General features: G+C 38.1%; 17 protein-coding genes. 10 read left to right on the forward strand and 7 right to left on the reverse strand.

Going from position 1 to position 13,982, the window contains the following annotated elements:
* Nucleotides 1-18 precede the first annotated feature (18 nt).
* The 3 genes from typA to H4J69_RS04330 all read left to right on the forward strand — a co-directional run bounded on the left by typA (nt 19) and on the right by H4J69_RS04330 (nt 2,560).
* Nucleotides 19-1,833: a translational GTPase TypA gene (typA, locus tag H4J69_RS04320; protein ID WP_070375026.1), complete on the forward strand. Its 1,815-nt coding sequence runs from the start codon at nt 19-21 to the stop codon at nt 1,831-1,833.
* A gap of 312 nt (nt 1,834-2,145) precedes the next feature.
* The gene (locus H4J69_RS04325) at nt 2,146-2,325 is read left to right on the forward strand and encodes a hypothetical protein (protein WP_182214783.1); all 180 of its coding nucleotides are present in this window, start codon (nt 2,146-2,148) and stop codon (nt 2,323-2,325) included.
* A 49-nt stretch (nt 2,326-2,374) separates the two neighbouring features.
* Nucleotides 2,375-2,560, forward strand: coding sequence for a hypothetical protein (locus tag H4J69_RS04330; RefSeq protein ID WP_070375024.1), 186 nt, complete (start codon nt 2,375-2,377; stop codon nt 2,558-2,560).
* Nucleotides 2,561-2,717: 157 nt separating this feature from the next.
* On the opposite strand, the gene H4J69_RS04335 is transcribed toward H4J69_RS04330, so the two are convergent.
* Entirely contained in the window at nt 2,718-3,368 is a 651-nt protein-coding gene (locus H4J69_RS04335) for a DUF2959 domain-containing protein (protein WP_070375023.1), read from the reverse strand.
* Nucleotides 3,368-3,601, reverse strand: coding sequence for a hypothetical protein (locus H4J69_RS04340; protein ID WP_070377078.1), 234 nt, complete (start codon nt 3,599-3,601; stop codon nt 3,368-3,370). The genes H4J69_RS04335 and H4J69_RS04340 overlap by 1 nt, the downstream gene beginning before the upstream one ends.
* Before the next feature lie 100 nt (nt 3,602-3,701).
* Here H4J69_RS04340 and H4J69_RS04345 point away from each other — a divergent pair, with 100 nt between their 5' ends.
* The 3 genes from H4J69_RS04345 (at nt 3,702) to dtd (ending at nt 6,069) form a co-directional block, all read left to right on the forward strand.
* Nucleotides 3,702-4,583: a virulence factor BrkB family protein gene (locus tag H4J69_RS04345; RefSeq protein WP_182214782.1), complete on the forward strand. Its 882-nt coding sequence runs from the start codon at nt 3,702-3,704 to the stop codon at nt 4,581-4,583.
* 84 nt (nt 4,584-4,667) lie between these two features.
* Nucleotides 4,668-5,630 (forward strand): prolyl aminopeptidase, encoded by a 963-nt coding sequence (pip, locus tag H4J69_RS04350; RefSeq protein WP_182245024.1) that lies wholly within the window; start codon nt 4,668-4,670, stop codon nt 5,628-5,630.
* A 1-nt stretch (nt 5,631) separates the two neighbouring features.
* A complete protein-coding gene (gene dtd / locus H4J69_RS04355; RefSeq protein ID WP_182176497.1) occupies nt 5,632-6,069 on the forward strand; it encodes a D-aminoacyl-tRNA deacylase in 438 nt (145 codons plus the stop codon).
* A 10-nt stretch (nt 6,070-6,079) separates the two neighbouring features.
* On the opposite strand, the gene H4J69_RS04360 is transcribed toward dtd, so the two are convergent.
* Complete coding sequence (locus H4J69_RS04360) at nt 6,080-6,832, reverse strand: spermidine synthase (protein WP_182251922.1); 753 nt, start codon at nt 6,830-6,832, stop codon at nt 6,080-6,082.
* Nucleotides 6,833-6,882: 50 nt separating this feature from the next.
* Here H4J69_RS04360 and H4J69_RS04365 point away from each other — a divergent pair, with 50 nt between their 5' ends.
* The 4 genes from H4J69_RS04365 to H4J69_RS04380 are packed head-to-tail and all read left to right on the forward strand — an operon-like array spanning nt 6,883 to nt 9,442.
* Entirely contained in the window at nt 6,883-7,773 is an 891-nt protein-coding gene (locus H4J69_RS04365) for a bifunctional GNAT family N-acetyltransferase/hotdog fold thioesterase (RefSeq protein ID WP_182214777.1), read from the forward strand.
* 22 nt (nt 7,774-7,795) lie between these two features.
* Nucleotides 7,796-8,281, forward strand: a complete 486-nt coding sequence (locus H4J69_RS04370; RefSeq protein WP_182214775.1) for a nuclear transport factor 2 family protein — start codon at nt 7,796-7,798, stop codon at nt 8,279-8,281.
* 17 nt (nt 8,282-8,298) lie between these two features.
* Nucleotides 8,299-9,132 carry an SDR family oxidoreductase gene (locus H4J69_RS04375; protein WP_182214773.1) on the forward strand — a complete coding sequence of 278 codons (834 nt, stop codon included), beginning with the start codon at nt 8,299-8,301 and terminating at the stop codon, nt 9,130-9,132.
* 1 nt (nt 9,133) lies between these two features.
* On the forward strand, nt 9,134-9,442 hold the full coding sequence (locus tag H4J69_RS04380; RefSeq protein WP_182214772.1) for a hypothetical protein: 309 nt from the start codon (nt 9,134-9,136) through the stop codon (nt 9,440-9,442).
* Between the two features lie 87 nt (nt 9,443-9,529).
* Here H4J69_RS04380 and H4J69_RS04385 read toward each other — a convergent pair whose 3' ends face one another.
* The 4 genes from H4J69_RS04385 to hutH all read right to left on the reverse strand — a co-directional run bounded on the left by H4J69_RS04385 (nt 9,530) and on the right by hutH (nt 13,929).
* Nucleotides 9,530-10,474, reverse strand: coding sequence for an SPFH domain-containing protein (locus tag H4J69_RS04385; RefSeq protein WP_259366409.1), 945 nt, complete (start codon nt 10,472-10,474; stop codon nt 9,530-9,532).
* Nucleotides 10,474-11,391, reverse strand: coding sequence for a slipin family protein (locus tag H4J69_RS04390; RefSeq protein WP_070375014.1), 918 nt, complete (start codon nt 11,389-11,391; stop codon nt 10,474-10,476). Before H4J69_RS04390 ends, H4J69_RS04385 begins: the two co-directional genes overlap by 1 nt.
* Nucleotides 11,392-11,435: 44 nt before the next feature.
* Complete coding sequence (locus H4J69_RS04395) at nt 11,436-11,888, reverse strand: NfeD family protein (RefSeq protein WP_182214770.1); 453 nt, start codon at nt 11,886-11,888, stop codon at nt 11,436-11,438.
* Nucleotides 11,889-12,384: 496 nt separating this feature from the next.
* Nucleotides 12,385-13,929, reverse strand: coding sequence for a histidine ammonia-lyase (gene hutH / locus H4J69_RS04400; RefSeq protein WP_182214769.1), 1,545 nt, complete (start codon nt 13,927-13,929; stop codon nt 12,385-12,387).
* Nucleotides 13,930-13,982: the final 53 nt, after the last annotated feature.

Below are 13,982 nucleotides of genomic sequence, written 5' to 3' on the forward strand. Positions count from 1 at the left end.
AAGAAGTGAGTAAAACCCGTGTTAGATAAATTACGTAATGTTGCCATCATAGCCCACGTTGATCATGGTAAAACAACTTTGGTTGATAAATTATTAGAACAATCAGGTACCCTTGATGCCCGTGGCGGTCTTGAAGAGCGTACGATGGATTCGAATGATATCGAAAAAGAACGTGGTATCACAATCTTAGCTAAAAATACGGCTATTAACTGGAACGGTTACCGTGTAAACATCGTAGATACTCCTGGCCATGCTGATTTCGGTGGTGAAGTTGAGCGTGTTATGTCAATGGTAGATTCGGTTTTACTTATTGTTGATGCACAAGAAGGCCCTATGCCACAAACGCGTTTCGTAACGAAAAAAGCGTTTGCTCAAGGTTTAAAGCCAATCCTTGTTATTAATAAAGTTGATAAGCCTGGTTCTCGTCCTGATTGGGTTATGGACCAAGTTTTTGAATTGTTTGACAACCTTGGCGCTACAGATGAACAGCTTGATTTTAAAGTTGTTTACGCTTCAGCAATCAATGGTTGGGCTTCGCTTGAAGAAGGCGTAACCGGCACAGACATGACTCCTTTATTTGATACTATTCTTAAAGAAGTGCCTGCACCAACAGCGGATCCAGATGGTCCATTCCAAATGCAAATATCTCAACTTGATTACAGCTCTTACTTAGGTGTAATTGGCGTTGGCCGTATTACTCGTGGTTCTGTTAAACCAAACCAACAAGTAACGATTAAATTAGCAACTGGCAAGATCCATAACGCTAAAGTTGGTAAAGTATTTGGTTACTTAGGTCTAGAAAGACTTGATATCGAAGAAGGTTTTGCTGGCGATATTATTGCTATTACTGGTTTAGGCGAGTTAAAAATATCAGATACGGTTTGTTGTCCTACAGAAGTTGAAGGCTTACCAGCATTATCTGTTGATGAACCTACTATCAATATGACTTTCCAAGTAAACACTTCACCATTTTGTGGTAAAGAAGGTAAGTATGTTACTTCACGTAACATCAAAGACCGTTTAGACAAAGAATTAATTCACAACGTTGCTTTACGTGTTGAGCAACTTCCTGATGCTGATAAATTTAAAGTATCAGGTCGTGGTGAGCTTCACTTAGGCATTTTAATCGAAAACATGCGTCGCGAAGGTTTTGAGTTAGCGGTATCACGTCCTGAAGTTATTATTCGTGAAATTGATGGTCAAATACAAGAACCTTATGAAAACGTGACTATTGATGTTGAAGAGCAGCATCAAGGACCTATCATGGAAAGAATGGGTGTTCGTAAAGCTGAATTAACAGATATGGCACCTGATGGAACGGGTCGTATTCGTATGGACTTCATCATGCCAAGTCGTGGTTTGATCGGTTTCCAAACTGAATTCATGACATTAACGTCAGGTTCTGGCTTAATTTATCATACATTTTTTGAATACGGACCTCATAAAGGTGGCGATATTGGCCAGCGTAAAAATGGTGTAATGATCGGTAATGCAACAGGTAAAGCATTAACGAATGCAATATTTAACTTACAATCACGTGGTCGTATGTTGATCGGACACGGTGTTGATATTTATGAAGGTCAAGTTATTGGTATTCATAGCCGCGACAACGATTTAACAGTAAACGCTCTTAAAGGTAAGCAGTTAACTAACGTTCGTTCATCAGGTACTGATGAAGCACAAACGTTAACACCGCCTATCGTTATGTCGCTTGAACAAGCGCTTGAGTTTATTGATAACGATGAGCTAGTTGAAGTTACACCACTGAGCATTCGTATTCGTAAAAAGCTTTTAAAAGAAAATGAACGTAAGCGTGATACTCGTCCTAAATAAGCCTCTTATTTAGACGATTGATAAAAACCAGCTTCGGCTGGTTTTTTTGTCAGTAAATTTGAGTAAGCCTAAACGTAATATTGCGTAAGACATGTCTGAAAAATATATAGGAAGTAACACAATACACGGTTAATAAAGTGGATGGCTTTATTTTAATCTATTGTTTTTTAATGAAAATTAATTAAGTGAGTCAGTTATGTCTAAATGTTGAGTTGACGCTAATCATTACACCTCACTGGTGAATATTAGTTTTACTGATACGATTAGTTGCATGTGAACTTTGAAAGTAACGGTGCAGGGAGCAAACTTATTATGGAGCAGAGAAAATTAACTCGTTTAAATGATCTATTTGAAAAAGCTGTTGCTGATAAAGCTAACGTTATCGAACGCAGAGAGTTAAAAGTCCTTTATCAAGAGTACATCGATGATGGCAGGGAAATAGTTTTGCCGGTACAAGTCGCTATTTACCACCAACATGCCACGGCTTCATAACGACCAAGCGGTATCTTTAAAGAATATTATTAAGAAAGGGAATTTCGAAATGTCTCCAGAGCAACTCAAAGTGTTACAACGATTAAGTCAACTTTTTGAAGAAGGCCGAGCGGGTCCGAGTCAAATAAGAGAGCTGTCAAGCTTACTTACTGCTATTAACCAAAACCAAGATCGAAGTGATGTTTTTGCTAATCCCCCCTTTTCACACGCTAGATCAAGTAATGACACGTTATAACTTATAATCTCAGCAACATAAAACCCTACCAATAAAGAGTAAGTCTCTGTCATTAAGTTGATGGCGGCTCATTTAACATAAACAAGCTACCATCTATCATCACTCACCATTAATTTTATGGTACTAAGCAGACACTCATAAAAGTGCTCCTTTTGTACTAAGGGTTCTTAAGTGATTTTATGAATGTTTGTGATTTGTTAATTGAATTGTTCATTTCGTTAATTAAGCGTTCAACATCTTGTTCAATTAATTTATATTCTGTTTTAAGCTCACCGATAGCTCGCGCATTAAGATTATGTTTTAAATAAAGCATATTATCTTTAAGCGCATCAAGAATAGGTTGCATTCTCTTCTCCGCATTACGCATTGATTCAATCACTGAAGTATAACGATTTTGTGTTTCGTTATAACGCGATTGACTTTGACGTTTTAATGATTGATTAGTAAATTGTTCTAATTCACTATTCCATTCATTAAACAAAGCTTCAGCGACAGCTTCAATTGAATTAATACGAGCAGTTACATCCTCAGCAGCAACTTTACTCGTATGATAGTGATCATTACTTATTTCATATTGTTGTTGCAGTTCACCACCATCAAAATTTACTAATGCAGAGAACTGTTCTAAGGCATTTTTAAATTCTTCTTTTGCTTCCTCTTGTGACTCAGTAGCAGTTTCAACACGATCGATCAATATATCACGTTTATGTTTACCTACTTTTTCCATGGCCGAATAGTAAGCAGATTGACAGCCGACTATTGACAGTAAAAGAAAAAATAACGAGACCTTAATTGTAATCTTATTCATTAGTTCCTACCTTTATAGCGAGCAGCATCGATGACTGCCCACAGATGAAAAATAAGACCAGGAACCGCCATAAAGAATAAGATTCCTGTCGCTGCTAATGTGTAGTTAACCCAGGTTAACAGGAAAAACAGGATTGCTGCGAGGATCCTCCCTTGAACTAATTGACCTAAACCTGCAATAAAAAAACTACATATTGCCGCTAAAACATTACCACCTGAACCTTGATTAGACATCATTACTCCTACGTTAAATTTTATTACGATTATTATCACTATCACTTGCTTAGCAATTATCATAATATATTGTACACCATAAGATAATAACTAATTTGTAATGAACTGGATTAAAAGCATTAAAAACAACCAGCAAAGTCAGACTATTTGGCACTTTTGTTTGTTTTTTATCAATAGAATATTAAAAGAGCAAATACACATTACTGCCGGTTACTTATCTTATGTAACCCTGATGTCGCTGGTGCCTTTGATTGTAGTCATGTTGTCAGTTATGACCGCTTTTCCTATCTTTACTGATATTAAAGAAATTATTGAAAATTTTGTTTATCAAAATTTTATGCCTGCTGCGGGTGATGTGGTTAAAGAACATATTACCGGTTTTGTCACGAATGCTTCAGAGATGTCAGCTATCGCCATTAGTTTTTTATTCTTATTTGCCCTATTGCTAATTTCTGCCATTGACACCAGCTTAAATAAAATTTGGCGGGTCACAACCAAAAGACGCATTGTTACCGCTTTTTCTATGTACTGGATGGTACTGACTCTTGGACCTGTCTTAATGGGTAGTAGTATAGCGGCAACTTCATATATTGTTTCTTTGATATCGATAGGGAATTATGACGTTTTCGGCCTTACCAATATAGCGTTAAGAGCTTTGCCTATTTTTGCTTCGATTGGCGCATTCCTTATTTTATATATGGTGGTGCCTAATAAAGTGGTACCGCTTAAACATGCCTTGTTTGGTGCAACATTAGCGGCACTTTTATTTGAAGTTGCAAAAAAAGGCTTTGCTTTTTATATCACGCAACTCCCTTCTTATGAAGCTATTTACGGTGCTCTAGCGGGTATTCCGATTCTTTTTTTATGGGTGTATTTATCTTGGCTAGTCGTGCTTTTCGGTGCATTGTTTACGGTCAGCTTAGAAAATTTTAAACCAGAAGATCACCAAAGAGAACACTTAGATAAGCATCAGATAAGTTAATTTATAAAGGCTTGTTTGAAACTGACAGTTTTTAATATTTTGCGCCATAATATTATTTATGGTCTCAATAAACAGAGTAAATACATGTCACGGTCTTTATATCCTAAAATAGCAACATATTCTGAAGAGTTGTTACCTGTTGGGGGGCAGCATCAAATATATCTTGAGCAGTCGGGTAACCCAACAGGAATACCTGTGTTATACCTTCATGGTGGTCCTGGTAGCGGTTCAAGCGAGAACCATCGGCGTTATTTTGATCCTGAACTGTATCGTATTATTTTATTTGATCAGCGAGGTTGTGGGCGCTCAAAGCCCTCTCCGTCCTTACTAGATAATACCACCGTTCATTTAATTGACGATATCGAAGTTATTCGTCAACACCTAAATATTGAACAGTGGTTAATTTGTGGTGGCTCATGGGGAACAACTTTAGCACTAACCTATGGTATCGCTCATTCAGATAAAATCTTAGCTTTTATCTTACGTGGTGTATTCCTCGGGACTCGATCTGAATACCAATGGCTTTACAGTCAGAAGGGGGCAAAAAACTTTTTCCCAGAGTACTATCAAGAATTTGTTGAACACTTACCAGCCGAGCTACAACATTCTCCACTGTCAGGTTACCACCAAGTACTCAATTCAAGTAATGAGGTCGCGGTGATCTCGGCCAGTAAAGCTTGGACATTATGGGAATTAAGGTTATCAACCCTTGAGCATCACCATATAGGTCTGGCGCATGTTGATGACGCCCATCAAGCTCTATGCATGGCAAAGGTATCAAGTCATTACTTTACTCAAGATTGTTTTATCAATGAGAATTACATTTTAGAAAATATTGATAAACTAACCGCGATCCCTGCGATTATTCTTCATGGCCGTTACGACATGGTTTGTCAGCTTGATAATGCTTTTTCACTGACTAAATTTTGGGATAACGCGCAATTACAAATTTTGCCTTGTGCAGGACATAGTGGTTTTGAGCGACAAACTATTGATGCATTTTGTCGAGCGAGCGATACTATGGCAAATTTTCTAGCCGAGCAATAAAATGATCGCAGTTATTCAAAGAGTTTCACAAGCAAGCGTTACGGTTAATCAACAAGTAATAGGGAAAATTGATCGAGGGATTTTAGTGTTACTTGCCATTGAGCCTGACGACAACGAAACTAAAGCGAAACGATTAGCGCAACGGATTGCAGGTTATCGTATCTTTGAAGACGAAGTAGGAAAAATGAACCTAAATGTTAGCGATATTGACGGAGAAATTTTAGTTGTTTCACAATTTACACTAGCCGCCGATACGCGTTCAGGTATGCGTCCAAGCTTTACTTCTGCAGCTAAACCAGAAGTCAGCATCCCACTATATAATTATTTCTGTTTACAATTGCGTGGTCATGGTTTTGCCGTGCCTACGGGCGAGTTTGGTGCTGATATGAAAGTAGCACTAGTGAATGATGGTCCCGTTACCTTTACACTCACTTGCTAAGCGCAATGAACTATTGCATGCCATGTCGCCAATATTTACGCCAGCGTTTAAATGTTCTCGCGGGTAGCACGGTGTTAGCAAGTAAGCTCTCTTCAGCTTGACTTAACATATCGTAGGGCAGTAAATGAATAATAACATTTAAGTAATGAGGAATATGAAAGTACACTAGCTGTTTAGTTGGAGCGAGTACTTTTAACTCGGCGAGAAAATAATTAATTTCTTCGTTTGATGGGCTTGGCAAGTTAAGTGATAAAACAGCTCGCTCGTCCACTTTTTTTAAGATATTTTTGGTTAAAATCAATGAGTCGTTAATAGACTGATTTTTATGGTAAATGTCACAAATAAACCAATCAGGTTTCATTTTTTTATGGTGATGAAGCCAATCTAGTGCCGAGCAATGATGCAAATTAACCTTGGTAGCTTGTGGATTAAAAAAGCGTTCGAAACATTCAATAACTTCTTGTGAATATTCAATGGTGTGTAAGGTTAAATCAGGTAAATAATGCAATAAAAATCGTGCTAAATTACCACCACCTAAGCCAAATTCCACAACTTTTTTAGGGCGAAAAAAAAGTAAAGGTGATAATAAGCTGATTTGATGAGGAAATGTGAGCTGTGAGGGCTTGCGCTTTAGCATCATGCTTTGTACGACATTATCAAAAGCTAACCAACGATAGTGTTGGTTTTCACTCACCGAAATGGAGTTATCATTTTGCGTGTAGTAACTTAATTGACCCTGTTGGATATTTTTAACTAATTTCATAATAGCGTATACGAACGAATCTTTTTAATTGTTATAGGTAAGCATAACCAATGTTTGAGTGTCGAGCACCCATAAGCCAGCAAGAATTTGACCAATACTACCACTTACGCTGGACAATATTACGTAAACCATCACAACAAAAACAAGGAAGTGAAAAAGATGACTTGGAAAAACAAGCGATTCATCGAGCGATTTTTGATGATAAAGGTAATATTATCGCTGTTGCCCGTCTTCACTTTTGTAGCTTGTTAGCAGGGCAAATTCGTTATATGGCGGTTGCTGATGATTTTCAGGGCAAAGGGTTAGGGCAGCAGTTAATACTCGCCCTTGAACAGTTTGCGAGCCGTTTAGGTGTCACTAAGCTCTCTTTGAAAGCGCGAGAACAAGCGATCAGCTTCTATGAAAAACAATCTTATAAAAACATTGGCTTTTCGCACTTATTATTCAATAAAATTAAGCATTTCAATATGGAAAAAACGCTGGTAAGCGATGATTTTCATTGTGATGAACTATCAACAGCACTGCAAAATACTTGGCATAGCACTATACCAATGAGCAAAGCGATGAAAGTGACGGTTGGTTATTATGATCAACAAAATTTAGTCACGACTTGTGATGAGCTTTTTAATAAAAATTTACACAATACTATGTTTGCGGGCAGTATCTACACATTAGCAACATTAACGGGATGGGGCTGGGTTTATTTGTTAATGGAACAGAAAAATCTTATGGGCAATATAGTGTTAGCTGATGCCAAGATTAGATATCATAGCCCAATAGCAGGAATAGCTTTTGCAAAAACAGGACGCTCGTTAAGCTCTGGCAATATTGATAACTTAGTGACCAAGCAGAAAATAAAACTCTGCGTTGAAGTTCAGGTAATGAGTGGAGAAAAGGTAGCCGCAACTTTTAATGGCTTATATTTTGTTCTACCAAAATGAGCCAAATTTAGGATTTGATACCATGATAAAAATTATAGTTTGTCTTATAGGCCTCTGTCTTTTTAACGCCAGTGTATTTGCAAACAGTGACATAGATAAAGTGCTAGATACTTTTCATCAAGCTGCTGGCGATGCTGACCAAAAAATTTATCTTGATTTACTTGATGAGCAAGCCGTATTTTTAGGCACTGATGGTCAAGAGCGCTGGACAAAAAAACAATTTACTGAGTTTGTTACTCCTTATTTCAGTCAAGGACAAGGTTGGCGCTATAAATCTCGTCAAAGAAATATTACGCTTATTGCATCAGCAAATAATAGCGAACAATTGGCGTTTTTTGACGAGTTACTCGACAATAGTCACTATGGCGAATGTCGGGGATCTGGCGTGCTTAAGTTGACGTCTGATGGTTGGAAAATATTACAGTATAATCTTTCTATACCAGTTCCTAATATTATTTCAACAGACGTTGTCAGTAAAATTAAAGAATATCATCAAAAGAATCGTTAATAAATTAAGGGAATACGATGGTAAAAAATGTTGCGATTATAGGTTGTGGTTGGCTTGGCCACGCTTTAGCAAAGCAATTGTTGAGAGAAGAATATCGCGTCACTGTAACGGTACAAAGTGAAGAGAAAAAGCAAAGACTAGCTAAAGAGCAAATAGATACAGAGCTTTTGATTTTACCTGTTGAAGATCCTAAATCAACAGTGTTAAGTGTTTTTGGTCACGATACGCTTATTATTTCTATAACACCACAGATCCGCCAAGGGCGAAGCGATTACCCTGAAAAAGTTGCGCAGTTAATTGAAATGGCTGAACTAGGGCGTGTAAAAAAAATTGTCTTGTTAAGTAGTACTGCTGTCTATAATGGTTTGTCAGGTTTAGTTGATGAACAATCAGTGCTAGATATGAACGCTGATAAAGTGGCTACTCTTATTCGCGCCGAAAAAGCAGCAGAGGCCTTTTCAGGCGAAACAGTTATATTGCGCTTGGCCGGATTAGTTGGGCCTGAGCGCCACCCCGGTAGGTTTTTGCAAGGAAGAAAATTACTTTCTGACCCACAAGCCTTTATCAATCTAATCCATCAGGACGATGCGGTTGGTGTTTTAATGGAGATAATTAAAGATGAAAACATTAGGGGTATTTATAACGTGGTCAGCGCTACGGAAACGTCTAAACAACATTATTACCATGCGGCTGCTGAAGCTTTAAATTTGCCGCTGCCAGAGTTCTCGTTTGAAACATCAATGCGTTTTGGTAAACGTATTAATGATGAAAAACTGCGTAATAGTTTTACTTATCAATTTACTCATGATGATTTAATTGTTTGGTTATATAAATCGGTTGCAGGGTTATAAGATGCTTAAAGCTTGGTTAACCAACAAAGCCACTCAGTTGTTTTTTGTTCTATGGTTGCATATTTCGTTATTAAACTTATTTTTTGTTAACAAACGAGGCGTTGTGTTTTTGTGGCAACAAAATAGCGAACTGAACACCTTACTGACTCATTTTATTACTGCTTTAATTGCGGCCATTATTTATATTGCCATCACTAAAATACGAATAGGTTTAGCGGAAAAAAAACTCACGATGGGTAATAATGTTTTTGTGGTGGGCTCAGTGGTTATGGTGTTACTCATTGGCTTTTTTTTATTTTCAAGTGAGTAACATAATGCCATTCATCTATCAAAGCACGTAGTTAAAAAGCGAGTCAACTACGTGCTTTATTTATTCTACTATTTTTAAGCTTAGCTGTTATTTAATACCTGATACGGCTAACCACTGGTTAAAATCAAGCAAGTTTGCCGGTAAAATAACTTTTCTGTTTGCCTGGCTTAAGCCTTGCATTTGCTGAAGGTACTGCTCGGTTAATTGTAAATCAAGTGCTTGTTGCCCACCCGGTTGCTCAATGGCAATCGCTATTTTAGTGATTGAATCCCCCGTTGCTTGCGCAATAGCAATTATTTGTGCCGCTTTACCTTCTGCAGAATTTATACGACGTTGTTTTTCACCTTCTGAAATATTGATCATTTCAGTCATTAAGCCTTCTGAACGGTTAATTCGACTCGCCTTATCTCCTAAACTTTTTGCTAGAATTGCCCGGCGTTCACGTTCCGCATTAACTTCTAACTCCATGGCATTTTTAACAGTATCAGGTGGCGTTATATTTTTTATCTCATAGCGATGAACACGTATTCCCCAACTTTCGCCGGCTTTATCTAATACTTCTACCACTTTAGCACTGATAACATCACGCTCTTCAAAAGTTCTGTCCAAGTCTAAGGTACCAATAACAGAACGCGTGGTGGTTTGTGCTAATTGCATCGCGGCAAAACGATAGTCAGTGATACCGTAGCTTGCTTTTAATGAATCAATGACTTCGATGTAAATAACGCCATCAACTTCAACATTTACTTCGTCTTTTGAAAAACATTCTTGTGGTGGTACGTCGATTGTTTCTTCTTTTAAATCTTGAATAAAAGCCACACGGTCAATAAATGGCAATAAAAGATGAAAGCCTGCTTCTAAGGTACAGCGGTACTTGCCTAAACGTTCAACGACATAGGCAGACTTTGTTGGTACTAAGCAAATAGCTTGTACGAATTTGTAGGCTAGAAAGAGAAATATAGCGCCCCAGATAGCCAGCACCACGATATCAAGGTTACTGCCACTCATATTACTTATAGTTTGCTGGATCATTATTTTGCTCCTTGAACGGTTTGCGTTACTTTGTCCATGCCTTCGAAAAAGCCTTCTAATTTCGCCATTTCAGCGGGCATAATTGAGACATCTGCAGTTTTTAAAATAGACCCAGTTTGTTTAATGAATTGCTCTAGTAAACGCATTTTTATCGCTTTGTCGCCACCCGGAGTCATTGACGCTTTGGCAATCATGTTCATGCCCTCTGCGGTGGCTTGCGTTAGTATTTCAATTTCTTTTGCAAAACCATGTGCTTCATTAATTTGTCGTTGTTTATCACCCTCTGAAATATTAATGGCTTCTTGGCGCTCACCTTCTGATAAATTTATTGTCGATTCTTTGTCAGCTTCAGCTAAAGTAATTTCAGCACGTTTTTTTCGTTCGGCTTCCATCTGTTTTTCAAGGGTATGAATGACATTAGCAGAAGGGGTGATATTCCTAACTTCGTAACGCAACATTTTGATGCCCCAAGGATCTGATGCTTTGTCTATTTCACGGACAATCGTTTCGTTAAGGGTGTCTCGTTCTGAAAACGTTTGTCCGAGTTTTAACTTGCCAATTTCACTACGCATAGTGGTTTGCGCTAAATTCACACAAGCCCGGCGGTAATCTTCTATACCATAGCTGGCTTTGGCACCGTCCATAACTTGAATATAAACTAAGCCGTCGACTTCAATTTGAATATTATCGCGAGATATACAGCTTTGAGAAGGGATGTCTAAGACTTGTTCTCTTGTTTCATGACGGTAAGCGACGCGGTCAATAAAAGGAATAAGAAAATGTAATCCAGGTTGCATTATTGCGCGAAATTTACCTAAACGTTCGATAATACAAACTTCTTTCATTGGCACAATAAGGACCAGTTTGACAACAATAAACAGTAATCCAAGAAAGACAAAGGTGAGTGTGGCTAGCATAGGTTGCTCCCATATTTTTAGTTAGAATGATAGTTTTGTTGTTGTTACTTTATCGGTTCAACAACCAGAGAGATATTTTCTTTACAAACAATAGTGGCGTGACTACCTTTGGGTAACTCTGAACCGTCGCTCAGCGCGGTCCAAGTAGTGCCTTGAAATTCTACACGACCAGCATGAGTCCCTGGTCCAATTTTTTCTATAACCGTTACTTCTTTGCCATAAATGTCTAGTTCTTCATAAATATTTTCAACGGTATATTCACCACTGAAAAACCGCTCAGTGACAAAATAAAGTACAAATAGTAGAAATGAAGCAAGAATAAACCAAGTCGTTAAAGTCAGAGTCCAAGTATCGAGTAATTGTTGTTGTACACCAATAGCGACTAATAATGAGGCAATACCTAAATTTAAGAGGATACCACCGGGAACAAAAATTTCTGCGCAAGCAAATAATATGGCTAGAACAATCCACGTTTCAAATAAAAGTATGTACTCCACCGCTAACTCCTTGTCATTAATGCTTTAATAGATTAACAGGTTAAAAAAATATAGATACTGTTGTTATATTATTATGAAGAGGTAAAATTTAGGATCACTTCTGTAAAAATAAAGTTAGCAAGTACGACATATTATGTCAAGTTTGTTGTTGAATTATATTTCCTAGTTAAGTCTAGGTTATTAGGTAACTCCCTTAAGTTAGTCTGGCTCTGATATTATTGTTTCAAAAATTGATATACAGGAAAGTATTAATAAGGTGAATGCGCGTACCTAGCAGAAATATACGTTGCTTTACTTTTTACATCCATGTGATCACAGCATACCGTTCATCCTGAACATTGCTGTTCTTTCACATCCATGTGATCACAGCATACCGTTCATCCTGAACATTGCTGTTCTTTCACATCCATGTGATCACAGCATACCGTTCATCCTGAACATATAAAGCCCGTTAACTTTCATTAACGGGCTTTATTTTTTATATTGTTATTAAATACTAGAAGCTTGGTAGTATACCAGCGGGTATTAATTGATTTAATTCACCATCAGCAATAATATCTGAGGCTTCTGCAATATCGGGTGCAAAGTATCTATCTTTATCATAAAAGCTTACTTCTTGACGTAAAATAGCTTTGGCTAATTCAACTTTTTCAGCACCTTTAAGAGGAGCTCTAAAGTCTAAACCTTGCGCGGCGGCTAAATACTCTACGGCCAAGACACCATTGGTATTTTCTGCCATATCAGCTAAACGACGACCAGCAAAGCAAGCCATCGATACATGATCTTCTTGGTTAGCCGATGTTGGTAAACTGTCAACCGAAGCAGGGTGAGCTAACGATTTATTTTCTGATGCTAAAGCTGCTGAGGTCACCTGAGCTATCATAAAACCTGAGTTAACACCGCCGTTATCTACAAGAAATGGAGGGAGTTTACTTAAGTTTGCATCAATCAATAGTGCCATTCTACGTTCCGACAACGAACCTATTTCGGCAATGGCGAGGGCTAAATTATCAGCAGCCATAGCGACAGGTTCAGCGTGGAAATTACCTGCCGAGATAAAATCACCTTCATTTGCAAAAACCAGTGGATTATCCGTTACTCCATTGGCTTCGATATGAAGCACTTCAGCAGCCTGACGAATTTGTGTTAAACATGCCCCCATCACTTGTGGCTGACAACGTAATGAATAAGGGTCTTGTACTTTTTCACAATCAACATGAGAGCCACCAATTTCAGAGTTTGTATCTAAAACATAACGGTAAGCGGTTGCTGCATCTATTTGGCCTATTTGCCCACGTACTTGGTGAACGCGATCGTCAAAAGGGGCACGTGAACCTAATGCGGCTTCAACAGACATTGAGCCAATAACCACAGCAGCAGCAAATAAATCTTCAGCGTGAAATAAACCTTCCAAAGAAAAAGCCGTAGATGCTTGTGTACCGTTAAGTAGCGCTAAACCTTCTTTCGCGGCAAGTGTTACCGGTTCAAGACCTGCAATTTTTAAACCTTCAAGGGCGGTAATGACTTCACCGTCATGCGACATTTCACCTTCACCTAGTAAAGGTAAAACCATATGTGAAAGTGGCGCTAAATCGCCAGATGCGCCAACTGAACCTTTTTTGGGTACACAAGGATAGACTTCAGCATTAAGCAGAGTGATTAAGGCTTGGATGACTTTTAAACGTATACCTGAAAAGCCACGTGACAATGAATTGATTTTTAACACCATCATTAAGCGTACAGTGGCATCTTCCATATATTCGCCAAAACCCGCTGAGTGAGAAAGTACGATAGAGCGTTGTAATAATTCTAGCTCTTCTGTCTTTATGCGTGTGCTGGCTAATAAGCCAAAGCCGGTATTAATACCATAAACGACACGGTTTTCACGGATAACTTGTTGTACCGCTTCAGCACTTTGATGAATCGCATCAAAGGCACTCTCGTCAAGGCTATATTGAATACCTTCGTATTTAACGACGTTGCGTAATTGCGCTAGGGTTAATTGCCCTGGAATAATGTTTAATGTGCTTATATCTGACATGTATTTCTCGTTAATTCTAATTAATTCGTTAAATGAGTTTTCTTTAATGTGGC

The sequence above is a fragment of the Colwellia sp. BRX10-9 genome (assembly GCF_014077405.1).
In the GTDB taxonomy this organism is placed as follows: Bacteria; Pseudomonadota; Gammaproteobacteria; order Enterobacterales; family Alteromonadaceae; genus Colwellia_A.